22 protein-coding genes are annotated in these 22,753 nt (G+C 71.6%); 14 read left to right on the top strand and 8 right to left on the bottom strand.

The genetic code is table 11. The features are described from left to right. Positions 1 to 32 precede the first annotated feature (32 nt). Positions 33 to 1,040, bottom strand: coding sequence for an AraC family transcriptional regulator (locus JAO84_RS30775; RefSeq protein WP_370415757.1), 1,008 nt, complete (start codon positions 1,038 to 1,040; stop codon positions 33 to 35). Positions 1,041 to 1,221: 181 nt separating this feature from the next. After that, positions 1,222 to 1,821 (bottom strand): HEAT repeat domain-containing protein, encoded by a 600-nt coding sequence (locus JAO84_RS30770; protein WP_370415756.1) that lies wholly within the window; start codon positions 1,819 to 1,821, stop codon positions 1,222 to 1,224. A gap of 299 nt (positions 1,822 to 2,120) precedes the next feature. On the opposite strand from JAO84_RS30770, the gene JAO84_RS30765 reads away from it, so the two are divergent. The 9 genes from JAO84_RS30765 (at position 2,121) to pssA (ending at position 13,059) form a co-directional block, all read left to right on the top strand. Continuing rightward, complete coding sequence (locus JAO84_RS30765; RefSeq protein ID WP_370415755.1) at positions 2,121 to 3,902, top strand: 3-hydroxyacyl-CoA dehydrogenase family protein; 1,782 nt, start codon at positions 2,121 to 2,123, stop codon at positions 3,900 to 3,902. Positions 3,903 to 4,026: 124 nt separating this feature from the next. Next, positions 4,027 to 4,866, top strand: a complete 840-nt coding sequence (locus JAO84_RS30760) for a TetR family transcriptional regulator (protein ID WP_370415754.1) — start codon at positions 4,027 to 4,029, stop codon at positions 4,864 to 4,866. A 399-nt stretch (positions 4,867 to 5,265) separates the two neighbouring features. Further along, positions 5,266 to 6,603, top strand: a complete 1,338-nt coding sequence (ccrA, locus tag JAO84_RS30755; RefSeq protein ID WP_370415753.1) for a crotonyl-CoA carboxylase/reductase — start codon at positions 5,266 to 5,268, stop codon at positions 6,601 to 6,603. Positions 6,604 to 6,614: 11 nt separating this feature from the next. Beyond that, a complete protein-coding gene (locus JAO84_RS30750) occupies positions 6,615 to 8,669 on the top strand; it encodes a protein meaA (RefSeq protein ID WP_265867901.1) in 2,055 nt (684 codons plus the stop codon). Then, positions 8,666 to 9,643, top strand: coding sequence for a CoA ester lyase (locus JAO84_RS30745; protein ID WP_265867875.1), 978 nt, complete (start codon positions 8,666 to 8,668; stop codon positions 9,641 to 9,643). Before JAO84_RS30750 ends, JAO84_RS30745 begins: the two co-directional genes overlap by 4 nt. A gap of 5 nt (positions 9,644 to 9,648) precedes the next feature. Beyond that, positions 9,649 to 10,161, top strand: a complete 513-nt coding sequence (locus JAO84_RS30740; RefSeq protein WP_128981445.1) for a MaoC family dehydratase — start codon at positions 9,649 to 9,651, stop codon at positions 10,159 to 10,161. Between the two features lie 2 nt (positions 10,162 to 10,163). After that, positions 10,164 to 11,369 carry an acyl-CoA dehydrogenase family protein gene (locus JAO84_RS30735; RefSeq protein WP_265867873.1) on the top strand — a complete coding sequence of 402 codons (1,206 nt, stop codon included), beginning with the start codon at positions 10,164 to 10,166 and terminating at the stop codon, positions 11,367 to 11,369. Between the two features lie 168 nt (positions 11,370 to 11,537). After that, entirely contained in the window at positions 11,538 to 12,194 is a 657-nt protein-coding gene (locus JAO84_RS30730; RefSeq protein ID WP_370415752.1) for a phosphatidylserine decarboxylase, read from the top strand. Continuing rightward, positions 12,187 to 13,059, top strand: a complete 873-nt coding sequence (pssA, locus tag JAO84_RS30725; protein ID WP_265867900.1) for a CDP-diacylglycerol--serine O-phosphatidyltransferase — start codon at positions 12,187 to 12,189, stop codon at positions 13,057 to 13,059. The genes JAO84_RS30730 and pssA overlap by 8 nt, the downstream gene beginning before the upstream one ends. Positions 13,060 to 13,176: 117 nt before the next feature. Here the strand turns inward: pssA and JAO84_RS30720 are convergent, their stop codons facing one another. After that, entirely contained in the window at positions 13,177 to 14,328 is a 1,152-nt protein-coding gene (locus JAO84_RS30720; protein ID WP_370415751.1) for a glycerate kinase, read from the bottom strand. Between the two features lie 183 nt (positions 14,329 to 14,511). On the opposite strand from JAO84_RS30720, the gene JAO84_RS30715 reads away from it, so the two are divergent. From JAO84_RS30715 to JAO84_RS30705, 3 genes are all read left to right on the top strand, one after another. After that, complete coding sequence (locus tag JAO84_RS30715) at positions 14,512 to 16,113, top strand: BCCT family transporter (protein ID WP_370416908.1); 1,602 nt, start codon at positions 14,512 to 14,514, stop codon at positions 16,111 to 16,113. Positions 16,114 to 16,206: 93 nt separating this feature from the next. Next, entirely contained in the window at positions 16,207 to 17,316 is a 1,110-nt protein-coding gene (locus tag JAO84_RS30710) for an ADP-ribosylglycohydrolase family protein (protein ID WP_370416907.1), read from the top strand. After that, positions 17,313 to 17,807: an NUDIX domain-containing protein gene (locus tag JAO84_RS30705; RefSeq protein ID WP_370415750.1), complete on the top strand. Its 495-nt coding sequence runs from the start codon at positions 17,313 to 17,315 to the stop codon at positions 17,805 to 17,807. The genes JAO84_RS30710 and JAO84_RS30705 overlap by 4 nt, the downstream gene beginning before the upstream one ends. Positions 17,808 to 17,858: 51 nt before the next feature. On the opposite strand, the gene JAO84_RS30700 is transcribed toward JAO84_RS30705, so the two are convergent. Continuing rightward, positions 17,859 to 18,062, bottom strand: coding sequence for a DUF2191 domain-containing protein (locus JAO84_RS30700; protein WP_265867867.1), 204 nt, complete (start codon positions 18,060 to 18,062; stop codon positions 17,859 to 17,861). A gap of 64 nt (positions 18,063 to 18,126) precedes the next feature. On the opposite strand from JAO84_RS30700, the gene JAO84_RS30695 reads away from it, so the two are divergent. Next, positions 18,127 to 18,843 carry an NAD-dependent deacetylase gene (locus JAO84_RS30695; protein ID WP_370415749.1) on the top strand — a complete coding sequence of 239 codons (717 nt, stop codon included), beginning with the start codon at positions 18,127 to 18,129 and terminating at the stop codon, positions 18,841 to 18,843. Between the two features lie 14 nt (positions 18,844 to 18,857). Here JAO84_RS30695 and JAO84_RS30690 read toward each other — a convergent pair whose 3' ends face one another. From JAO84_RS30690 to JAO84_RS30680, 3 genes are read right to left on the bottom strand one after another with little or no spacing between them, the layout of a single operon-like run. Beyond that, positions 18,858 to 19,358 carry a methylated-DNA--[protein]-cysteine S-methyltransferase gene (locus JAO84_RS30690; protein ID WP_370415748.1) on the bottom strand — a complete coding sequence of 167 codons (501 nt, stop codon included), beginning with the start codon at positions 19,356 to 19,358 and terminating at the stop codon, positions 18,858 to 18,860. A gap of 11 nt (positions 19,359 to 19,369) precedes the next feature. Beyond that, a complete protein-coding gene (locus tag JAO84_RS30685) occupies positions 19,370 to 20,863 on the bottom strand; it encodes an AlkA N-terminal domain-containing protein (RefSeq protein WP_370415747.1) in 1,494 nt (497 codons plus the stop codon). Between the two features lie 51 nt (positions 20,864 to 20,914). After that, complete coding sequence (locus JAO84_RS30680; protein WP_370415746.1) at positions 20,915 to 21,640, bottom strand: TetR/AcrR family transcriptional regulator; 726 nt, start codon at positions 21,638 to 21,640, stop codon at positions 20,915 to 20,917. 104 nt (positions 21,641 to 21,744) lie between these two features. On the opposite strand from JAO84_RS30680, the gene JAO84_RS30675 reads away from it, so the two are divergent. Beyond that, positions 21,745 to 22,200, top strand: coding sequence for a VOC family protein (locus tag JAO84_RS30675; protein WP_370415745.1), 456 nt, complete (start codon positions 21,745 to 21,747; stop codon positions 22,198 to 22,200). Here JAO84_RS30675 and JAO84_RS30670 read toward each other — a convergent pair. Continuing rightward, entirely contained in the window at positions 22,197 to 22,742 is a 546-nt protein-coding gene (locus tag JAO84_RS30670) for an O-acetyl-ADP-ribose deacetylase (RefSeq protein ID WP_370415744.1), read from the bottom strand. The two genes, JAO84_RS30675 and JAO84_RS30670, sit on opposite strands and share 4 nt — an antisense overlap. Positions 22,743 to 22,753: the final 11 nt, after the last annotated feature.

The raw sequence follows: 22,753 nt of genomic DNA, 5'->3' as shown, positions 1-22,753 counted from the left end.
GTAGGACTCCGTACCCCCGTAAGGCTCCGTCCTCAGGGCACGTGCCGCAGGTACGCCCCCGGGGTCGCGCCGGTCCAGCGGCGGAACGCCCGGTGGAAGGCGCTGGGTTCGGAGAAGCCGAGCCGGCGGGAGAGGTCCTCGATGGAGAGCGCGCCGCGGGCGAGTTCCGCGAGGGCGTGGTCGCGCCGCACCTGGTCGCGGAGGCGTTGGTACGAGGTGCCCTCGGCGGCCAGCCGGCGGCGCAGGGTCTGCGGGCTGATCGCGAGCCGGCGGGCGACCTCCTCGGGCGGCGGCACGGGGCCGGCCGGGAGCGCGGCGGCGATCAGCCGGCGGACCCGGGTGGTGACCGTGACGGCGGTGACGGCGTCGCGGCAGACCAGGACGTCGAGGGTGATCCGGCGCAGCAGCGCGCGCAGGGCGGCGGCGTCGCGGCGGACCGGGGCGTCGAGGTCGGCGCGGTCGAGGACGACGGCGGTGCGCGGGGCGCCGAAGACGCAGGGGGCGCGGAAGAGCAGGGCGTACTCGTGGGCGTGCCGGGGTTCGGGGTAGCCGAACTCGACCCGGCGCAGCCCGAGTCGGCGGCCGATCAGCCAGCCGGCGAAGCGCTGGGTGACGACGACGGTGGTCTCGGCGCCGAAGCGCACGGGGTCGTCGTAGCCGGAGACGTCGAAGTCGATGCGCGCCTCGTCGGCGAACTCGCCCTCGGGCGCGGCGGGTTCGACGAGCCGGAAGCGGGGGCCGGCCGGGAAGAGGCGGTAGAAGGACGCGCCGCGGTGCAGGGCCTCGCGCAGGTCGCGGCTGCCGTGCACGACCAGGTCGGCCATGGTGGCGAAGGTCCCGAAGCGGCTCGGCGCCTCGCCGAAGCCGAGGAGTTCGTCGTCCAGGCGCCGCCAGAGCGTGCCGACGAGCCGGCCGAACTGCCGGGCGGGCACCCGGGCGGGGAGTTCCGCGGGCAGTCCGGCCCGGGCGAGCAGGGGCGCGGGCGCGATGCCGTGCCGTTCGGCGCCGAGCAGGGCGGCCCGCACATGATGGGCGCTCACCGACAGTGCGGGCACCGACAAGGCAGATACCGACAGGGCAGGCGCCGAGAGGGCGGGCGGGGTCGCAGGGGGCATGTTCCGCCTCCGCATCGACGGAAAACAGGGATGAGTGACCGGTGCCGGACACCGTAATAAAAAGTGTCAACAACGGACCCCGCCCGTCTCCCCGACGGGACGCACATCACAGCCGCCGCAACGCCTCCCGGGCCGCCTCCCCCAGCCTCGGGTGCGGCACCGCCGCGGTCAGGACCTCCCGGGCGTCCGGGCCGCCGAGCTCCCCCAGGGCCCCGAGCCCCTCGACGCAGGCGAGGCCGACGCGCCAGTGCGGGTCGCCGGGCGCGAGGCGGCGGCGCAGGACGGTGACGAGGGCGGGCGCGCTCTCCGGGGCGCGCAGGGCGGCGAGCAGCCGGACCGGCAGCAGGGCGTAGGCGACGCGGAGTTCGTTGGTGGCGAGCGCGGCGGCGGCGCGGGCGGTGCGCGGGTCGCCGAGCCGGGTGAGGGCGTGGGCGGCGGAGACACAGCGCCCGGGGTCGCGGTGGTTGAGCAGGAGGACCAGGGCCTCGAAGGCGCGGGGGTCGCCGGCCAGGCCGAGCCGGAAGGCGGCGATCTCGCGGGCCCAGAGTGGCTGCCCGGGTGCGGTGAGAGCCGCGTGCAGTTCCTCCGTACCGAGCGGTCCGGCGAGTTGTTCGAATGCCGCGGGAACCTCCCCTCCGTCATTCTCGATCTCTTCTCGCAAACGATCGATCATCGAGCAGAATTCGGGGTCCGCAGCGAAATTCATATTCCGCAGCCTATCCGCGACCCAGATCACACTTTCCTCAACTTCCCAGGACTGGCGTGCTCGTTACCGGGCAGTTAATCTCAGGTGAGCGGGCCACCCCCCGCACTCCGCACGACGGCCTGGTGACGCAGCCGTTGTGTTCGTTCGTTCGGTTCGGCAGTTTTCGACGTGACTCCGGGACAGGGTCCGTCGCCCGTTTTCCACGCCCTGCTGGTCTTTCCCTCGACCTCCGGGCCCACCGCGCCTTCCTTTCTTCGCGCGCTGCCTTCAGTCGTCACTCTTCTCCCAGGAGTCCCCTGATGGACACCCCTCTCTCCACCATCGCCGTCGTCGGTCTCGGCACCATGGGCACGGGCATCGCCGATGTCCTCGCCCGGGCCGGCCGCGAGGTCATCGGCATCGACATCGACGAGACCGCGGCCGCCCAGGCCGTCGCCGCCCTGGAGGCCTCCACCGCCCGCGCGGTGGCCCGCGAGCGCATCACCGAGCAGGAGCGGCAGGACGTCCTCGCCCGCTTCCGCACCTACTCCGACCTGCAGGCGGCCGCCGCGGCCGATCTCGTCATCGAGGTCGTGCCCGAGGCGTACGAGACCAAGCAGGAGGTCTTCCGCGCCCTGGACGGCATCGTCCGGCCGGACGCGATCCTCGCCACCGGCACCAACGCCCTCTCGGTCACCCGCCTCGCCGCCGACTCCGCGCACCCGGAGCGCGTGCTCGGCCTGCACTTCTTCACCCCGGTCCAGGCGATGAAGCTGGTCGAGGTGGTCTCCTCGGTTCTCACCGACCCGCGGCACGTGGACGCCGTCACGCGCCTCGCCCAGGAGCTCGGCAAGGAGCCGGTTGCGGTGGGCGACCGCCCCGGGTTCGTCGCCGACGGGCTGCTCTTCGGCTACCTCAACCAGGCCGCCGCGATGTACGAGGCCAAGTACGCCTCCCGCGAGGACATCGACGCCGCGATGCGGCTCGGCTGCGGTCTGCCGATGGGGCCGCTGGCGCTGCTCGACCTGATCGGCATCGACACCGCCCGTACCGTCCTGGAGGCGATGTACGCCTCCTCGCGGGACCGGCTGCACGCCCCGGCCCCGATCCTCAAGCAGCTCAGCGAGGCGGGTCTGACCGGCCGCAAGTCCGGCCGCGGCTTCTACAGCTACGCGTCCGCCGGCTCCGCCGAGGTCGTCGCCGACGCGCTCACCCCGCAGGACTCGGCGTCCGACGGCGTCGGCCGTGAGGTCCGCTCGGTCGGCGTCGCCGGCTCGGGCACCATGGCCTCCGGCATCGCCGAGGTCTTCGCCAAGGCCGGCTACCAGGTCGTCCTGGCCGCCCGCTCGCAGGAGAAGGCGGACACCGCCAAGGCCCGGATCGCCAAGTCGCTCGGCCGCTCCGTGGACAAGGGCCGGATGACCGGCGAGGCGCGCGACGAGACGCTGGCCCGGATCGCCCCGGCCGGTTCGCTCGACGCCTTCGCCGAGGTCGACCTGGCCGTCGAGGCGGTCGCCGAGGACCTGGCGGTCAAGCAGGACCTGTTCGCCCGCCTGGACAAGATCTGCAAGCCGGGCGCGGTCCTCGCCACCACGACCTCCTCGCTGCCGGTCGTCGCCTGCGCCAAGGCGACGAACCGCCCGCAGGACGTCATCGGAATGCACTTCTTCAACCCGGCGCCCGCCATGAAGCTGGTGGAGATCGTCCGTACGGTGCTGACCGCCGACGACGTCCACGCCACCGTCCGCGAGGTCACCGCCAAGATCAAGAAGCACGGCGTGGACTGCGGCGACCGGGCCGGCTTCATCGTCAACGCGCTGCTCTTCCCGTACCTCAACAACGCGATCAAGATGGTCCAGGAGCACTACGCCACCCTGGACGACATCGACGCCGCGATGAAGCTGGGCGGCGGCTACCCGATGGGTCCGTTCGAGCTGCTCGACGTGGTCGGCCTGGACGTCTCGCTCGCCATCGAGAAGGTCCTGCACCGCGAGTTCCGCGACCCGGGCCTGGCCCCGGCGCCGCTCCTGGAGCACCTGGTGGCCGCGGGCTGCCTCGGCCGCAAGACGGGCCGTGGCTTCCGCGAATATGCCCGCCGCTGAGCCGGGCTCCGGGCCGTACGGGGGATGGGGAGGGCTGCTCAGCCCGCCGGGCACCGCCGGTGCCGGGCCGGGCTCCCCTCCCCCACCTGGGCGCACTGCCGCTCCGATGCAGTACGTTCGGGACATGTCCAAGGCCGCGAAGACACCCCGTGCCACGTCCACGCCCGACGCCCCGGAGAGCGCGGCGGGGACCCGTGCCGCCGCGCAGCGGCTGAAAATGCGCCGGGAGCTCGCCAGCGCGGCCATGGAGCTGTTCGCCACCAAGGGGTACGAGGCGACCACCGTCGACGAGATCGCGGCGGCGGCCGGGGTGGCCCGGCGGACCTTCTTCCGGCACTTCCGCTCCAAGGAAGAGGCGATCTTCCCCGACCACGACGACACCCTGGTGCGCGCCGAGGCGGTGCTGAACGCCGCACCGCCGCACGAGCACCCGCTCGACACGGTGTGCCGGGGCATCAAGGAGGTCATGAAGATGTACGCGGGCGCGCCCGCGGTCTCCGTGGCCCGCTACCGGCTCACCCGTGAGGTGCCGACGCTGCGCGAGCGCGAGATCGCCTCGGTGGCCCGCTACGAGCGTCTCTTCACCCGCTATCTGCTCGGGCACTTCGACGAGCGCGACCACCACGACGGCAACGACGACCCGCTGCTCGCCGAGGTGGCCGCGTCGGCGGTGGTCACGGCCCACAACCACGTGCTGCGGCGCTGGCTGCGGGCCGGCGGCCAAGGCGATGTGGAGGCGCAGCTCGACCACGCCTTCGCGATCGTCCGGGAGACCTTCGGCAGCGGGATAGGCGCCCGGCCCGGGACCGTGCCGGCCGAGAGCGCCAGGGCCGCGGACGAGCCGGTCCGGCCGGCCGCCGCCACCGCCTCCACGACGGGCGGCGTGGTGGTCGCCGTCGCCCGGACGGACGCACCGCTGGACGAGGTCATGCGGACGATCCAGCAGGCGCTCAGGAAGAGCTGAACATCACGTCACGACGTGGGCCGCTCCCGGATTCCGGGGGTGGCCCTCGTCGTATCCGCCCAGTTCAGGGGCATTTTCGATCGATCATCGCTCATTCGTGACCACCAGATTGCATCTGAGTGAAATTGTTGGCACGCAGTGCCTTGTCACGTGACACGGCGTGCCATACGTTGAAGGTGTCCGGGCGGCCGGCGCGCAGAGATCACCTCGTGCGCCGGCTGTCCCCACAAGCGATCCTGCTCGTGCGCCCGGACGCCTGCGTCACAGGCACCTCCTGCGCCCCACCACGGCGCCGCCACCGCACCACCGCGCCGAACCGACGGCACACCTCCACAGCACCAACCCCGACGTAACCCTCAGCGCGTCCCCCGCAGGACGCCGCACCGCCGGAGGCATCCCGTGAAGGACATCCTGGACGCGATCCAGTCGCCCGACTCCACGTCGGCGGACTTCGCCAGCATCAAGCTCCCCGAGTCGTACCGCGCCGTGACCGTCCACAAGGACGAGCAGGAGATGTTCGCCGGGGTCGCCAGCCGCGACAAGGACCCGCGCAAGTCGCTCCACCTCGACGAGGTCGCCCTCCCCGAGCTCGGCCCGGGCGAGGCGCTGGTGGCCGTCATGGCCTCCTCCGTGAACTACAACTCGGTCTGGTCCTCGATCTTCGAGCCGGTGTCGACCTTCGCGTTCCTGGAGCGCTACGGCCGCCTGTCCGAGCTCACCAAGCGCCACGACCTGCCGTACCACGTCATCGGCTCCGACCTCTCGGGCGTCGTGCTGCGCACCGGCCCGGGCGTCAACGCCTGGAAGCCCGGCGACGAGGTCGTCGCGCACTGTCTGAGCGTCGAGCTGGAGTCCTCCGACGGCCACAACGACACGATGCTCGACCCCGAGCAGCGCATCTGGGGCTTCGAGACCAACTTCGGCGGCCTGGCCGAGATCGCCCTGGTGAAGTCCAACCAGCTGATGCCGAAGCCCGGCCACCTCAGCTGGGAGGAGGCCGCGGCGCCGGGCCTGGTGAACTCCACCGCGTACCGCCAGTTGGTCTCCCGCAACGGCGCCGGCATGAAGCAGGGCGACAACGTGCTGATCTGGGGCGCGAGCGGCGGCCTCGGCTCGTACGCCACCCAGTTCGCGCTGGCCGGCGGCGCCAACCCGATCTGTGTCGTCTCCTCCCCGGAGAAGGCCGCCATCTGCCGTTCCATGGGCGCGGAGGCGGTCATCGACCGCAACGCCGAGGGCTACAAGTTCTGGAAGGACGAGCAGAACCAGGACCCGCGCGAGTGGAAGCGCTTCGGCGGCAAGATCCGCGAGCTGACCGGCGGCGAGGACGTGGACATCGTCTTCGAGCACCCGGGCCGCGAGACCTTCGGCGCCAGCGTCTACGTCACCCGCAAGGGCGGCACCATCGTCACCTGCGCCTCGACCTCGGGCTACAACCACGAGTACGACAACCGCTACCTGTGGATGTCGCTGAAGAAGATCGTCGGCTCGCACTTCGCCAACTACCGCGAGGCCTGGGAGGCCAACCGGCTGGTCGCCAAGGGCAAGATCCACCCGACGCTTTCGAAGGTCTACTCCCTGGAGGAGACCGGCCAGGCCGCCTACGACGTGCACCGCAACCTGCACCAGGGCAAGGTCGGCGTGCTCGCGCTCGCGCCCGAGGAGGGCCTCGGCGTGCGCGACCACGAGCTGCGCGCCCAGCACATCGACGCGATCAATCGCTTCCGTAACGTCTGATTCCGCAACCTCTGAACCAGGGACCACAGATGACAGAGCGTCAGAAGGACCGGCCGTGGCTCATGCGGACCTACGCCGGCCACTCGACCGCCGAGGCGTCGAACGAGCTCTACCGGCGTAACCTCGCCAAGGGCCAGACCGGCCTCTCGGTCGCGTTCGACCTGCCCACGCAGACCGGCTACGACCCCGACCACGTCCTCGCCCGCGGCGAGGTCGGCCGGGTCGGCGTGCCCGTCTCGCACGTCGGCGACATGCGGCGGCTGTTCCAGGACATCCCCCTGGAGCAGATGAACACCTCGATGACCATCAACGCCACCGCCATGTGGCTCCTGGCGCTCTACCAGGTGGTCGCCGAGGAGCAGGGTGCGGACATCACCAAGCTCCAGGGCACCACCCAGAACGACATCGTGAAGGAGTACCTGTCGCGCGGGACGCACGTCTTCCCGCCCGGCCCCTCGCTCCGGCTCACGACGGACATGATCGCGTACACGGTCAACCACATCCCGAAGTGGAACCCGATCAACATCTGCAGCTACCACCTGCAGGAGGCCGGCGCCACGCCGGTCCAGGAGATCGCCTACGCCATGTCCACCGCGATCGCCGTCCTCGACGCCGTCCGCGACTCGGGGCAGGTCCCCGAGGAGCGGTTCGGCGAGGTCGTCGCCCGGATCTCGTTCTTCGTGAACGCCGGCGTCCGGTTCATCGAGGAGATGTGCAAGATGCGCGCCTTCGGCCGCATCTGGGACACCGTCACCCGTGAGCGGTACGGCATCGAGGACGCCAAGCAGCGCCGCTTCCGCTACGGCGTGCAGGTCAACTCGCTCGGTCTGACCGAGGCCCAGCCGGAGAACAACGTCCAGCGCATCGTCCTGGAGATGCTGGCCGTGACGCTCTCCAAGGACGCCCGCGCCCGCGCCGTACAGCTCCCGGCCTGGAACGAGGCGCTGGGCCTGCCGCGCCCCTGGGACCAGCAGTGGTCGCTCCGGATCCAGCAGGTGCTCGCCCACGAGTCCGACCTCCTGGAGTACGAGGACATCTTCGCCGGCTCGCACGTCATCGAGGCCAAGGTGGACGCCCTGGTCGCCGAGTGCCTGGCCGAGATCGAGCGGATCCAGGAGATGGGCGGCGCGATGGCCGCCGTCGAGTCCGGCTACCTCAAGGCGCAGCTGGTCTCCTCGCACGCCGAGCGGCGGGCCCGGATCGAGTCCGGCGAGGACAAGATCATCGGCGTCAACATCTTCGAGACCACCGAGCCCAACCCGCTCACCGCCGACCTGGACACCGCGATCCAGACCGTCGACCCGGCCGTCGAGGCCCGCGTCGTCGGCGCCCTGGGAACCTGGCGCGACACCCGCTACCAGCCGCCGTTCAACCACCCGCGGCCGTGCAAGGCCCTGGAGCGCCTGAAGGAGGCCGCCAAGGGCACCGGCAACCTCATGGAGGCCACCCTGGAGTGCGCCCGCGCCGGGGTCACCACCGGCGAGTGGGCCGGGGCGCTGCGCGAGGTGTTCGGCGAGTTCCGCGCCCCGACCGGCGTCTCCTCCGCCCCGGTGGCCGTGCCGGCCGAGGAGGGCTCCCCGCTCGCCGAGGTGCGCCGCAAGGTGGACCGCACGGCGGCCGACATGGGCGTCGGCAAGCTGCGCTTCCTGGTCGGCAAGCCGGGCCTGGACGGGCACTCCAACGGCGCCGAGCAGATCGCCGTGCGGGCCCGCGACGCCGGGTTCGAGGTGGTCTACCAGGGCATCCGGCTGACGCCGGAGCAGATCGTCGACGCGGCCCTGGAGGAGGACGTGCACGCGGTCGGCCTGTCGATCCTCTCCGGCTCGCACGCCCAGCTCGTGCCGGACGTCCTGGACCGGCTGAAGGACGCCGGAGCGGCCGACATCCCGGTCGTGGTCGGCGGAATCATCCCGAACGCCGACGCCGCGGAGCTCAAGGCCGCCGGCGTGGCCGCGGTCTTCACCCCGAAGGACTTCGGTATCACCGGGATCATCGGTCGTATCGTCGACGAGATCCGGAAAGCCAACCAGCTCAGCCCCCTTGAAAGTACGGAGGTCCCCGCATGACCAGCACGCCCGCTTCCCCTGTGAACCGGCTGCGCCCGCGCCGCTCCTGCCTCGCGGTGCCCGGCTCCAACCCGCGCTTCCTGGAGAAGGCCCAGGGCCTCGCCGCCGACCAGGTCTTCCTCGACCTGGAGGACGCGTGCGCGCCGCTGGCCAAGCCGGACGCCCGCCACACCATCGTGAAGTTCCTGAACGAGGGCGACTGGACCGGCAAGACCCGTGTGGTCCGCGTCAACGACTGGACGACCCACTGGACGTACCGTGACGTCGTCACCGTCGTCGAGGGCGCCGGCCAGAACCTCGACTGCATCATGCTGCCGAAGGTGCAGAACGCCGAGCAGATCGTCGCGCTCGACCTGCTGCTCACCCAGATCGAGAAGACCATGGGCTTCGAGGTCGGCAAGATCGGCATCGAGGCGCAGATCGAGAACGCCCAGGGCCTGAACAACGTCAACGCGATCGCGCAGGCCTCGCCGCGCGTCGAGACGATCATCTTCGGCCCGGCCGACTTCATGGCCTCCATCAACATGAAGTCCCTCGTCGTCGGCGAGCAGCCGCCCGGCTACCCGGCGGACGCCTACCACCACATCCTGATGAGCATCCTGATGGCCGCCCGCGCCAACAACCTGCAGGCGATCGACGGCCCCTACCTGCAGATCCGCAACCCGGAGGGCTACCGCGCGGTCGCCCAGCGCTCCGCCGCCCTGGGCTTCGACGGCAAGTGGGTGCTGCACCCGGACCAGGTCGCCGCCGCGAACGAGATCTACTCGCCCTCGCAGGAGGACTACGACCACGCCGAGCTGATCCTCGACGCGTACGACTACTACACCTCCGAGGCCGGCGGCAAGAAGGGCTCCGCGATGCTCGGCGACGAGATGATCGACGAGGCCTCCCGCAAGATGGCCCTGGTCATCTCCGGCAAGGGCCGCGCCGCCGGCATGCAGCGCACCACCAAGTTCGAGATCCCGGAGGCCTGAGTCCCATGCAGTTCGGCCGCACCTACGAAGAGTTCGAGATCGGCGCCGTCTACAAGCACTGGCCCGGGAAGACGGTCACCGAGTACGACGACCACCTCTTCTGTCTGCTGACGATGAACCACCACCCGCTTCACATGGACGTGAATTACGCGGAGAACACGACGGACTTCAAGAAGAACGTCGTCGTCGGCAACTACATCTACTCGCTGCTGCTCGGCATGTCCGTGCCGGACGTCTCCGGCAAGGCCATCGCCAACCTGGAGATCGAGTCGCTGCGCCACGTGGCGCCGACCTTCCACGGCGACACCATCTACGGCGAGACGACCGTCCTGGACAAGACGCCGTCGAAGTCGAAGAGCGACCGCGGCATCGTCTACGTCGAGACCAAGGGCTACAAGCAGGACGGCACCCTGGTGTGCGTCTTCCGCCGCAAGGTCATGGTCCCGACCGCCGAGTACATCGACGCGCGCGGCGGCGAGCAGCCCGGCCGCCCCGAGCTGAAGGAACAGGGGAAGTAGTCATGGCGCGACTCGCCCAGACCCACGGTCTGACCGACGTCCAGCAGGAGATCCTCTCCACCGTCCGGGACTTCGTCGACAAGGAGATCATCCCGGTCGCGACGGAGCTGGAGCACCGCGACGAGTACCCGCAGCAGATCGTGGACGGGCTGAAGGAGCTCGGCGTCTTCGGTCTGATGATCCCCGAGGAGTACGGGGGCCTGGGTGAGTCGCTGCTCACCTACGCGCTGTGCGTGGAGGAGATCGCCCGCGGCTGGATGTCGGTCTCCGGCATCATCAACACCCACTTCATCGTGGCGTACATGCTGAAGCAGCACGGCACGCAGGAGCAGAAGGACTACTTCCTGCCGCGGATGGCGGCCGGCGAGACGCGCGGCGCGTTCTCGATGTCGGAGCCGGGTCTCGGCTCGGACGTGTCGGCGATCACGTCGAAGGCGGTCAAGGACGGCGACGAGTACGTCCTCAACGGCCAGAAGATGTGGCTGACGAACGGCGGCACGTCAACGCTGGTGGCCGTTCTCGTCCGAAGTGACGAAGGACACCCCGAGGGCACCGCCCCGCACAAGTCGATGACGACCTTCCTCGTCGAGAAGGAGCCCGGCTTCGGAGAGGTCCGCCCCGGCCTCACCATTCCGGGCAAGATCGAGAAGATGGGTTACAAGGGCGTCGACACGACCGAACTCATCATGGACGGACTGCGCATTCCGGCCAATCGGGTCCTCGGCGGCGTCACCGGCCGAGGGTTTTACCAAATGATGGACGGCGTGGAAGTCGGCCGCGTGAATGTCGCGGCCCGTGGCTGCGGCGTCGCGCAGCGTGCTTTCGAACTCGGCGTCCAGTATGCCCAGCAGCGTCACACTTTCGGCAAGCAGATCGCCCAGCACCAGGCGATTCAGTTCAAGCTTGCCGAGATGGCTACCAAGGTCGAGGCCGCTCATGCCATGATGGTGAACGCAGCACGCAAAAAGGACTCCGGGGAACGAAACGACCTCGAAGCAGGGATGGCGAAGTACCTCGCCTCCGAATATTGCAAGGAGGTCGTCGAGGATGCGTTCCGCATTCACGGTGGCTACGGGTTCTCGAAGGAGTACGAGATCGAGCGCCTCTACCGCGAGGCCCCGATGCTGCTCATCGGCGAAGGTACCGCCGAGATCCAGAAAATGATCATTGGTCGACGGTTGCTCGAGGAGTACCGCTTCCAGGGTTGATTGTCGGATTTGGGTCGGTTTGGCCGCGAAGAAGATCACACCCTGTGTTCGTCTTCCGGCCGCCGACTCGGCTTCTGGCTTGCCCAGTTGCGGCCCGCAACCGATAGCATCGCCCGAAAGCCGCCGTCCCCGATTCCAGCGCGGCATCATCCGCTACGAAGGTCATCCATGCCCCACAGCCAAACCTCTGCACACCGCGACCGCCTCAAGGGCGTACGCATCGCACGCGGAGCATCGCCGTGGCTTCTGCCGACCGTCGCCACCGCGGCGCTCAGCCTGGCGCGCTCGCGCAAGTCGTCGCGCGCCAAGGCGATCGCCGTGCCGGCCACCGCTCTCGCGGCCGGCATGCTGTGGTTCTTCCGCGACCCCGAGCGAGAGATCGCCCAGGGCCGGGTCATCTCGCCCGCCGACGGCGTGGTGCAGAGCATCATGCCGTGGAAGGACGGACGCACCCGCGTCGCCATCTTCATGAGCCCGCTGAACGTCCACGTCAACCGCGCGCCGCTGGCCGGCACGGTGACGTCCGTGGAGCACGTCCCCGGCGGCTTCGTGCCGGCGTTCAACAAGGAGAGCGAGAACAACGAGCGCGTTGTCTGGCACTTCGACACCGAGCTCGGCGACATCGAGATGGTGCAGATCGCCGGCGCCGTGGCCCGGCGGATCGTGCCGTACATCCCGCAGGGGACGAAGGTCGAGCAGGGTGACCGGATCGGGCTGATCCGCTTCGGTTCGCGGGTCGACATCTACCTCCCCGAGGGTGTCGAGGTCGCGGTCGAGGTCGGTCAGCCCACGACTGCGGGGGTGACTCGCATTGACCGTGATTGATCCCGACACACGGGCGGCCGAATGGGTCGCCGAGTCGGAGGCGGACGCCGACGACGCCGAGGAGATGCCGCTGTCGCTGAGGCTGTCCATAGCGGACGCCCTCACGCTCGGTAACGCCACGTGCGGCTTCATGGCGGTGTACTTCACCACCACCGGCATCCTCATCCCGCACCTCACCGGGAGCAGCGAGACCGGCATGGCGCGCAACAGCGCCGCCACCGCCGTGATCCTCATGCTGGCCGCGGCGATCTTCGACCTCTTCGACGGCATCGTGGCGCGCAAGCTCCGCAGCTCGCCGATGGGCGCCGAGCTCGACAACCTCTCGGACCTGATCAGCTTCGGTCTCGCCCCGGCCTACTTCGTACTCGTGTACGGCATGGTCACGCCCGGCGCGCAGCAGAAGGTCTCGGCGGTGGCCGCGGTCCTGGTGCTGCTCGCGGTGGTGCTGAGACTCGCGCGGTTCTCCTGCGTGACGATGAAGGACGGCATGTTCCAGGGCATGCCGAGCCCCTTCGGCGCGCTGACCGTCGTGTCGATCGTCCTGCTCGAGCTGCCGTTCATCCCGACGCTGCTCGCGATCATCGGCGTCGCCTGGCTGATGGTGAGCCGGGTCGAGTACCCGAAGCCGCGGGGTGTCCTCGCGGTGGCCATGCTCAGCTGGATCGTCGGCGCCATGGCCATGCTGGCCGCATGGGCGTTCGACGCTCCGGGCGGACAGTTCCTCCTCCAGACCGGCTGCGCGCTGCAGGTGGTGATGGGCGCCGTGATCCCCCTCTTCGCGACGGCCCGGCGAGTGAACACCTTCCGCGACAACCGGCGTGAGAGCCGTGAGGCCCGCCAGGCGGAGGCCGCACAGCTGCGGTAGCCACGGCGGAGTGGATGGCACGAACGGAAGGGCCCGGACGCGGAAGCGTCCGGGCCCTTCCGTATGGTCTGGGCTTTCCGAATGGGTCTCCGAATGGGTCTCGGCGGCCGGGGCGGCCTACGCCAGGAAGTCCCGCGCGATGTTCGCCGAGACCTGCTCCAGGAGCGGGCCCGCGTTCGGGATGGACTTGGCCGGGTCCGGCTCCAGGTCCGTGAGCGGGTAGGCGCGGCGGATGCCGGCGGTGCCCAGGGCCACGGGAGTGAGGGCCAGGCGGCCGCAGACCGCGACGACCTCCTTGCCGGCCGCGCGGGCGGCCGCGGCGACGCCCGCCGGAGCCTTGCCGTGCAGGGTCTGCTCGTCGAGCGAGCCCTCGCCGGTGATGACCAGGGTGGCGCGCTCCAGGGCGGGGGCGAAGCCGAGCACGTCCAGCATCAGCTCGATGCCGGGGCGGAAGCTCGCGCCGAGCAGCAGGGCGCCGTAGCCGATGCCGCCCGCGCCGCCCGCGCCCGGGGAGGCGGCGAGCTCGGCGGCCTTGGCGCCGATCGCCTTCTCCAGGACCCGCGCGTAGTGCGCGAGGGCCGTGTCGAGGGTCTCGACGTCCTCGGGGGTCGCGCCCTTCTGCGGGCCGTACACCGCCGCGCAGCCCTTCGGGCCGGTCAGCGGGTTGTCCACGTCGCTGGCGAGGACGAGATCGACGCCCGCGAAGCGCGGGTCGACGCCCGACAGGTCCGCCGAGGCGAGGTCGGCGAGGGCGCCGCCGCCCGGGCCGACCGGATTGCCGTCCGCGTCGAGGAAGACCGCGCCGAGCGCGGCGAGCATGCCGGCGCCGCCGTCGGTGGTGGCGCTGCCGCCGACGCCGAAGACGATCGTGGTGGCGCCCGCGTCGAGCGCGGCGCGCAGCAGCTCGCCCGACCCGTACGTGGTGGCGGTGAGCGGGGCGAAGACCCCGGCGGGCAGCAGCTGGAGGCCGGAGGCCTCCGCCATCTCCACCACCGCGGTGGTCCCGCGCAGCGCGAACGCGGCCGTGACCGGTTCGCCGACCGGCCCGGTCACGGTGACCTCGCGCCGGTCGAACCCGGCCGCCACGGCCGCGGCCACGGTGCCGTCGCCCCCGTCTGCGACGGGCAGCGTCTCCACCTCGAGCTCCGGGACGACCCGTCGCAGACCTGCTGTGACCCGCTCCGCGACCTGTACGGCCGTGAGCGAGCCCTTGAACTTGTCGGCCGCGACGAGCACGCGTGCGACCTCAGTTACTGCTCCGTCCGTCACCTTGCATCCCTTGCTTTCGAACAGGCAGTCGCGCCAGGGCCGACCCTATCCGTACCGGAAGACGGCGTGCCACCCCCTGATAAGGGGATATTCCGCACCATAGTGGGGCCGGTGAGTACGGAACTGATCGATCAAAGCGGCGGACAGAAACCTCGGCCCGACCCGAAGGTCATCGGGATCGGCATGGCGGCCGTCGTCGCCGTCGTCGCCTGGGCGGCCCTCGGCAAGGACTCGTTCGCCGATGCCTCCGACACCGCCCTCGGCTGGGTCCTCGACAACTTCGCCTGGATGTTCGTCGTCGCCGCGGACGTCTTCCTGGTCCTGTGCGTGCTGATCGCGCTCAGCCGCTTCGGCCGGATCCGGCTGGGCGCGGACGACTCGGAGCCGGAGTTCACCAACCTGGCGTGGATCGCCATGATGTTCAGCGCCGGCATGGGCATCGGGCTGATGTTCTACGGCGTGGGCGAACCGCTTCAGCACTTCCTCGACCCGCCGCCGGGGAGCGGCGTGCAGCCCCAGTCGGGCGGGGCGGCCCTGCTCGCGATGGAGTACTCGTTCTTCCACTGGACGCTCACTCCCTGGGCGATCTACGGCATCGCGGGCCTCGCCCTGGCCTACGCGGGCTTCCGCAAGGGGCGCGGAAACCTGCTCAGCGCCGCGTTCGTGCCGCTGATGGGCGAGCGTCGGGCACGGTCCTGGCCCGGCAAGGCGATCGACCTGCTGGCCGTCTTCGCGACGGTGTTCGGCACGGCGACCAGCCTGGGCCTGGGCGCGCTCCAGGTGGCGAAGGGCCTGAACATCACCACGGGAGTCGAGGACTCCACGGCGACCGAGCTGGTCATCATCGTGTCGCTCTCGGCGGCCTTCGTGCTCTCCGCCTTCTCCGGGCTGCACAAGGGTGTGAAGTGGCTGTCCACGGTGAACATCGTGCTCGCCGCGTGCCTGATGGTCTTCGTCTTCCTTCTCGGTCCGACCGTGTACGTTCTGGACACCATCCCGGCCTCGCTGGGCGGCTACCTCCATCAGCTGCTGCCGCTGGCGACCCGCACGGGCGCCTTCTCGGACCGGACGTGGCTGGGGGCGTGGACGATCTTCTACTGGGCGTGGTGGCTGTCCTGGGCGCCGTTCGTCGGCACCTTCATCGCCCGGATCTCGCACGGCCGGACCGTACGGGAGTTCCTCATCGGGGTGCTGCTCGTCCCTTCGGGCGCCACGGTGCTCTGGTTCTGCGTGATGGGCGGCACCGCGATCCGGCTCCAGTCGACGGGCCAGGAGGATCTGGCGGGTGCCGTGGCGGACGGCGTGGAGGCCTCGCTGTTCGCCATGCTGGACGGGCTGCCGATCGGCACCGTCACCTCGTACATCGCGATGCTCCTGGTGATGACCTATTTCGTGACCAGCGCGGACTCGGCCTCCCTGGTGATGGGCTCGCTCACCAGCCACGGCTCGCTGCACCCGCCGACCTGGCTGGTGGTGACCTGGGGCGTGCTGATGGCCTGCGTCGCCGCCGTCCTGCTCGTCGTCGGCGGTCTGGACTCGCTCCAGACGGCGACCATCCTGGTGGCACTTCCCTTCGTCCTCGTCATGCTGGCCCTGTGCTGGGCGCTTCTGAAGGAGCTCCGCGAGGACCCGGGTGCGGGCCCGGCCCGGCACCACGCGCTGCACGGCGTCCGGGACGCGGTGCGGGCGATGGTCGGCGAGGCGATCACCGAGCAGGGCGCGGCCCGGCACCACCGGCTGCGCCGGGCGGCGCGGTCCCGTACGAGCGGGGACGGCGAGGAGTGAGGCCGGGCCCGGTGGGGCCTCGTGGGGGCCGAGTGGGCGGGTCGGCGCGCGCGGGCCCGGCCCGTCGGCTAGACCGGAGGCATGAGCGAAGTCATGGGCGAGGTCGCGGACGGCGTCACGGGCGGTGGCCCCGTCCGGCTCGGGCGCGGCGAGCTCGCCGACCGGATCCTCGGCGGCTGGACCGGACGGATCGCCGGGAACATGCTCGGCAAGCCGGTCGAGCGCGGCGACCACTGGACGCCCGAGCGGATCGACGCGTATCTGCGGCTCACGGACGCCCTGCCGCTCACCGACTACTTCCCGCCGCCGCCCGCGGCCGGCGCGGACGGCTTCGAGCTGCGGCCGGAGTGGCCGCAGTGCGTGCGCGGCCGGATCAACGGCAGCTGCCGGGACGACGACGTCGACTACTCGATCCTGGGCCTGCACCTCCTGGAGACCCGCGGTTTCGACTTCAGCACCGAGCAGGTCGGCGAGCTGTGGCTGCTGCGGCTGCCGTATCTGCAGACCTTCACGGCCGAGCGGGTGGCGTACCGGAATCTGGCGAACGGGCTGAAGCCGCCGCTGACCGCCACGTACGACAATCCGTACCAGGAGTGGATCGGCGCGCTGATCCGGGCGGACGTGTACGGCTGGACCTCGCCGGGTGATCCGCGCCGGGCCGCCTCTCTGGCCAGCCGCGACGCGGTGCTCTCACACACCGGGAACGGGGTGTACGGGGCGATGTGGGCGGCCGCCCTGGTCGCCGCGGCCTTCACCGCGCCCGACGCGCGGGCGGCGCTCGGCACCGCCCTGGAACGGATCCCGGCCAGCAGCCGGCTCGCCCGCGCCGTACGGCACACCGTGGCGCTGTACGAGGCGGGCGTCGCGTGGTCCGAGACGCTGGCCGAGCTGCGCCGGGAGACCGGTGGGTCCGGCTGGATCCACACCGTGCCGAACGCGGCGGTGCTCACCGCCGGGCTGCTGTACGGCGAGGGCGACTTCACCCGCACCCTGGCGCTGACCGTACGGGGCGGTCTGGACACCGACTCCAACGGGGCGACGGCCGGTTCGGTGGCCGGCGTGCTGTGCGGCGCGGCGGCGATCCCGCCGCAGTGGTCGGAGCCGCTGCGGGACCGGGTGCGCAGCGCGGTGACGGGTTTCGACGGGGTACGGATCAGCGAGCTGGCGGAGCGGACGCTGCGGCTGGCTACGCTGACCGGATGACGACCTCTGACTACGCCACGTACATCGCGAGCCTGCCGCGCGTCCTGGCCGGTGCCGCCGCCCTGTTCCGGGACGCGGCCGGGCGGGTGCTGATCGTCGAGCCCAATTACCTGGAGGGCTGGGCCCTGCCGGGCGGCACGATCGAGTCGGACACGGGCGAGTCGCCGCGGCAGGCGGCCCGCCGGGAGACGGCGGAGGAGATCGGCCTGGACGTGGAGCTCGGCGCGCTGCTCGCCGTCGACTGGGTACCGGGCGCGGACCGTCCGCCGCTGGTGGCGTACCTGTTCGACGGCGGGGTCCTTCCGGACGAGCGGTTCGCGGAGATCCGGCTCCAGGAGGAGGAACTGATCTCCTGGAAGCTGGTGCCCCCGGCGGAGCTCCCCGCCCACCTGCCGGGCAGCCTGGGCCACCGGGTCCTGGCCGCCCTCGACGCGCTGACGGCGGGCCGGGGCGCGGTGGAACTGGAGAACGGCCGCCCCGCCGCCCGGTGAACCGCGCGGCGGTGCGGGTGGTGGTCGTGGCGGTGTGGGTGCGCCGCGCGTTCAGCCCTGGTCCGGCTCCGGCGGGGTGAGACGGCCGGTGCGGAGGGGTTCCTCGCGGGAGGCGGTGCGGGCCTCGGTGCGGTGGCCGTGGGCGATGTAGTCGCGGACGACCGCCTCGACGGCGTCCTGGGGATTGCCGATGCCGGCGAGGACCATGACCTCGACCACGAGTTCGGCGTCGAGGGAGATGCTGACCTTGGGCATGCGGGGACGCTAGCAGCTCCAAATCCGTTCGCGGGAGGGCTTACGGCCCGCCTACGCTCGCCGCATGACCATGGTGGCGATTCTCAGCGGGGCGGGCATCTCGACGGACTCGGGGATTCCCGACTACCGGGGGCCGAACGGGATGTGGACCCGTGACCCCGAGGCGGAGCGGCTCGTCACCTACGGGCCGTACATGGCCGACCCGGAGGTGCGGCGGCTTTCGTGGCGGATGCGGCTGGACGGGGAGGTGCTGGCCGCGGAGCCGAACGTGGCGCACCGTGCGATCGCCGCGTTCGAGAAGAGCGGGCACGCGCTGCGGGTGATCACGCAGAACATCGACGGGCTCCACCAGGCCGCGGGGGTGTCCGAGCGGAAGGTGCTCGAACTGCACGGTTCCGCCCGGGCGGTGGTGTGCACGGCGTGCCACGCGCGCTCGCCGATGGCGGAGGCCCTCGCGCGGGTGCAGGCCGGTGAGGACGATCCGGCGTGCCGGGCGTGCGGCGGGATCCTGAAGGCGGCGACGGTGATGTTCGGGGAACGCCTCGACCCGGTGGTCCTGGGCAACGCGATGTCCATCGCGAAGGCCGCGGACGTCTTCCTCGCGGTCGGCAGCAGCCTCCAGGTACAGCCGGCCGCCTCCCTCGCGGGCATCGCCGCCGAGCACGGCGCCCGCCTGATCATCGTGAACGCCGAACCGACCCCGTACGACCCGGTCGCGACCGAGGTGGTCCGCGAACCGATCGGCACGGCGCTGCCCGCGCTGCTCGACCGGCTGCGCTAGGCCCGTCAGACCGGTCAGAACAGGGCGTCGGGTTCGGCGGCGCCCGATTCGAAGGCGAGCAGGCGCTGCTTGCGGGCGAGGCCGCCGCCGTAGCCGGTGAGGCTGCCGCCGGAGCCGATGACCCGGTGGCAGGGGACGATGATGGTGACCGGGTTCTTGCCGTTCGCGAGGCCGACCGCGCGGGAGGCGCCGGGGCTGCCGAGGGCGTCGGCGAGTTCGCCGTAGGTCCGGGTCTCCCCGTACGGGATCAGCCGGAGCTGTTCCCAGACGCGCAGCTGGAACGGGGTTCCGACGAGGTGCAACGGCAGGTCGAACTCGGTGAGCTCGCCCGCGAAGTACGCGTCGAGCTGGCGCATCGCCTCCGTGAAGGGGCGCGGGTCGGGCGCGCCGAAGGTCTCCTCCGGTGGACGGTGCCGCTGGTCGGTCATGTACATACGGCTGAGGACGCCGTCGACGGCGACGAGGGTCAGCAGGTCGTAGGGGCTGTCCACGACCGTGTGCGTCACGGTGGGCATGAGCGGGTTCCTTACGCGGGCAGGTGGTTGATGGGGTGGCTGTCGGTGGCCCACAGGTACTGGACGGCGTAGGCGCGCCAGGGCCGCCAGCGTGCGGCGCGGGCGGTGAGCGCGGCCGGGGCGGCGGGCAGGCCGAGGCCCTCGGCGGCACGCCGGATGCCGAGGTCGCCGGGGAGGAAGGCGTCCGGGTCGCCGAGCGCCCGCATGGCGATGACCTCGGTGGTCCAGGGGCCGAAGCCGGGCAGGGCGCGCAGCCGTTCGCGGGCCTCGGTCCAGTCGGTCTCCGGCCCGAGCGCGAGGCTGCCGTCGGCGAGGGCGGTGACGAGGGTGAGCAGGGTGGTGCGGCGGCTGCGGGGCAGCGCGAGGGTCTCGGGGTCGAGCCCGGCGAGTGCGGCGGGGGTCGGGAAGAGGTGGGTGAGGCCGCCCTCGGGGTCGTCGACGGGCACGCCGTGCGCGGTGACCAGGCGGGCGGCGTGGGTACGGGCGGCGGCGGTGGACACCTGCTGGCCCAGGACGGCGCGGACGGCGAACTCGGCGGCGTCGACCGTACGCGGGACCCGTCGGCCGGGCGCGGCGTCGACGAGCGGCGCGAGCAGCGGGTCCGCGCGCAACTGCCCGTCGACGGCGACGGGGTCGGCGTCGAGGTCGAGCAGCCGGCGGCAGCGGCTGATGGCGTGGGTGAGGTCGCGGTGGTCGGTGAGCGAGAGCCGGCACAGCACGTGGTCGGCGCGCGAGGCGAGGGCGACGATGCCGTGTCCGTACGGCAGGGCGAGGGTTCTGCGGTAGGCGCCGTCGCGCCATTCCTCGACGCCCGGCACGGCGGTGGCGGCGAGGTGGCCGAAGAGGTTGGAGGGTTCGAGCGGGGCGCGGAACGGCAGCCGCAGGGTGATCGTCCCGGGGGCCGGGGCGGGAGCCGGGGCGGGGGCGGGCGCCTTGCGGGGGCGGGTGGCGCGGGCGCGCAGCTCGCCGGGGGTGAGGGCGAAGACCTCGCGGACGGTGTCGTTGAAGGTGCGGATCGAGGCGAAACCGGCGGCGAAGGCGATCTCGGCCATGGGCAGCGGGGTGGTCTCGATGAGCAGCCGGGCGGTCTGGGCGCGCTGGGCGCGGGCGAGGGCGAGGGGTCCGGCGCCGAGTTCGGCGAGCAGCTGGCGCTCGATCTGGCGGGTGGAGTAGCCGAGCCGGGCGGCGAGCCCGGGAACGCCCTCGCGGTCGACGATGCCGTCCTGGATGAGCCGTACGGCGCGGGCCACGGCGTCGGCGCGGGCGTGCCAGGCGGACGAGCCGGGGCTGGTGTCGGGCCGGCAGCGCTTGCAGGCCCGGTAGCCGGCCCGCTGGCAGGACGCGGCGGTGGGGTGGAACTCCATGTTCTGCGCCTTGGGCGGCACGGCGGGGCAACTGGGCCGGCAGTAGATCCGAGTGGTGCGGACGGCGGTGAAGAAGACGCCGTCGAAGCGGGCGTCCTTCGACTGGACGGCCCGCACGCAGCGCTCGGTGTCGGTGTGCATGCCTTCAAGGATGGGTGATCGCGGGCGGGCCGGGCTGGCAGGAAAACGACATCAACGTGGGCCGCCGCCCGGCCGGTGTTCCGAGCCCGTCCGCTGTTCCGGCGCGAGCAGCTGGGCGGCGACGAGCTCGCGCAGCCAGTCCCGGTACGCGGCGGCCGACCAGCCGCGATGGCGCCGCAGGAGCTGGTGGACGTGCGGGGAGACCACGGCGAAGAGGATGTCGGCCGCCCGGGCGGGGTCGAGGCCGGGGCGCAGCGCGCCCCGGGCGTGCAGGGCGGTGGTGAGCCGGAGGTAGACGGCGTGGGTGGCGGCGGCCCCGGCGTCGGCGGCGGCCCGCATGTCGGGATCGGCGCCGGCCGCCTCCACGCTCACCATGATCAGGTCGCCGGCCCGGTCGAGCAGCTCCGCGGTGCGGGCGATCAGGGCGTCGACGGTCTCGGCCGGGTCGGTCTCGCCACCGAGCTCCGTGAACTCCGGGCGGTCCGCGACGGCCACCGGCTCCTCGTCGCCGACGGTGGCGACCCCGAGGGTGTGGCCGAACAGCGCGGCCTTCGTCGGGAAGGCGTCGTAGAGGGTCCGCTCCCCCACCCCGGCGGCCCGGGCGACCTCCCGCATCCGGGTCGCCGCGTACCCCTGCTCGACGAACAGCCGGCCCGCGGCCTCCCGGATCCGCGCACGGGTCCGGGCCGCGGCCGCGGCGCGCTTCGGCGAGGCGTAGGGCCGTTTACCGGGGTCCGCGCCCGGATCCGGCGGGTCCGTCTTGACGGGGTCTGTCATGAGGAGCAGTCTAGAAGCAATTCACCGCAGCGTCACTGCGACGAAATGAATCGGGTCCGAAGGGACCCGAGGCCCGAGAAGGCCCGAGGCCGAGGAGGCCCGCCATGCCGGAACTCGCCGGAATCCACCATGTGAAGATCCCCGTCACCGACCTCCCGCGCTCCCTCGACTGGTACGGCCGGGTCCTCGGCTTCCGGACCACGATCGAGTTCCCGGACGACGAGGGCGTGGTGCGCGGGGTCGGGGGCACGATGCCCGGCCTGGACGGCACGCTCGTCGCCCTGCGGGAGAACCCGGAGGCGGCCCGGGGCTGCGAGGGCTTCGATCCGGTGTCCTTCGCGATCCGGGACCGCGCGGACGCCGAGGCGTGGGCGGCCCATCTGGACGCCCTTGGCGTCGAGCACTCGCCGGTCATCGAGGCGAGCATCGGCTGGCTGCTCGTCTTCAGCGACCCCGACGGCCTGGTGCTTCACCTCTACTCGTGGGCCGGGCACGGCAAGGACCACTCGGACCGCCCGGGGTACGGGCGCCCGGCCTCCCCCGCCGCCCCGGCCTCCTAGAGCGCGGCCTCGAACTCGGCGTACGCGGCCGCGTCGTACAGCACGAAGCGGACCTCCCGCACCGAGGACGGGTGCGAGGCCCGGACCGTCTCGACGGCGATACGGGCGCCGTCGTCCATCGGCCAGCCGTAGATGCCGGTGGAGATGGCCGGGAAGGCGACGGTCTCGGCGCCCAACGCGTCGGCCACGCGCAGGGATTCGCGGTAGCAGGAGGCGAGCTGCTCTGAGCGGTCCTCCTGGGCGCTGTGGACCGGGCCGACGGTGTGGACGACCCACTGGGCGGCGAGGTTTCCGGCGGTGGTGGCGACGGCCTCGCCGGTGGGGAGGCCGCGGCCGTAGTGGCCGGCGCGGAGCGTGCGGCAGGCGTCGAGGATGGCGGGGCCGCCCTTGCGGTGGATCGCGCCGTCGACTCCGCCGCCGCCGAGGAGCGAGGAGTTGGCGGCGTTGACGATGACGTCGGCGTCCTGCTCGGTGATGTCGCCACGGACGAGAACGATCTCGGGACGGTCGGATCCGTCGGGTCGGTCGGATGCGGTGCTCATGGCTCCATCCT

The organism is Streptomyces fradiae, from assembly GCF_041270065.1.
GTDB lineage: Bacteria > Actinomycetota > Actinomycetes > Streptomycetales > Streptomycetaceae > Streptomyces.
This window is presented reverse-complemented; position numbering and strand designations above follow the sequence as displayed.

What these genes read in the sequence shown, in the direction of transcription:
- JAO84_RS30770 (WP_370415756.1), bottom strand. Translation starts at nt 1,821, where the DNA reads ATGAATTTCGCTGCGGACCCCGAATTCTGCTCGATGATCGATCGTTTG.
- JAO84_RS30765 (WP_370415755.1), top strand. Translation starts at nt 2,121, where the DNA reads ATGGACACCCCTCTCTCCACCATCGCCGTCGTCGGTCTCGGCACCATG.
- JAO84_RS30760 (WP_370415754.1), top strand. Translation starts at nt 4,027, where the DNA reads ATGTCCAAGGCCGCGAAGACACCCCGTGCCACGTCCACGCCCGACGCC.
- JAO84_RS30745 (WP_265867875.1), top strand. Translation starts at nt 8,666, where the DNA reads ATGACCAGCACGCCCGCTTCCCCTGTGAACCGGCTGCGCCCGCGCCGC.
- JAO84_RS30740 (WP_128981445.1), top strand. Translation starts at nt 9,649, where the DNA reads ATGCAGTTCGGCCGCACCTACGAAGAGTTCGAGATCGGCGCCGTCTAC.
- JAO84_RS30735 (WP_265867873.1), top strand. Translation starts at nt 10,164, where the DNA reads ATGGCGCGACTCGCCCAGACCCACGGTCTGACCGACGTCCAGCAGGAG.
- JAO84_RS30730 (WP_370415752.1), top strand. Translation starts at nt 11,538, where the DNA reads ATGCCCCACAGCCAAACCTCTGCACACCGCGACCGCCTCAAGGGCGTA.
- JAO84_RS30715 (WP_370416908.1), top strand. Translation starts at nt 14,512, where the DNA reads ATGGCGGCCGTCGTCGCCGTCGTCGCCTGGGCGGCCCTCGGCAAGGAC.
- JAO84_RS30710 (WP_370416907.1), top strand. Translation starts at nt 16,207, where the DNA reads ATGGGCGAGGTCGCGGACGGCGTCACGGGCGGTGGCCCCGTCCGGCTC.
- JAO84_RS30705 (WP_370415750.1), top strand. Translation starts at nt 17,313, where the DNA reads ATGACGACCTCTGACTACGCCACGTACATCGCGAGCCTGCCGCGCGTC.
- JAO84_RS30700 (WP_265867867.1), bottom strand. Translation starts at nt 18,062, where the DNA reads ATGCCCAAGGTCAGCATCTCCCTCGACGCCGAACTCGTGGTCGAGGTC.
- JAO84_RS30695 (WP_370415749.1), top strand. Translation starts at nt 18,127, where the DNA reads ATGACCATGGTGGCGATTCTCAGCGGGGCGGGCATCTCGACGGACTCG.
- JAO84_RS30690 (WP_370415748.1), bottom strand. Translation starts at nt 19,358, where the DNA reads ATGCCCACCGTGACGCACACGGTCGTGGACAGCCCCTACGACCTGCTG.
- JAO84_RS30685 (WP_370415747.1), bottom strand. Translation starts at nt 20,863, where the DNA reads ATGCACACCGACACCGAGCGCTGCGTGCGGGCCGTCCAGTCGAAGGAC.
- JAO84_RS30680 (WP_370415746.1), bottom strand. Translation starts at nt 21,640, where the DNA reads ATGACAGACCCCGTCAAGACGGACCCGCCGGATCCGGGCGCGGACCCC.
- JAO84_RS30675 (WP_370415745.1), top strand. Translation starts at nt 21,745, where the DNA reads ATGCCGGAACTCGCCGGAATCCACCATGTGAAGATCCCCGTCACCGAC.
- JAO84_RS30670 (WP_370415744.1), bottom strand. Translation starts at nt 22,742, where the DNA reads ATGAGCACCGCATCCGACCGACCCGACGGATCCGACCGTCCCGAGATC.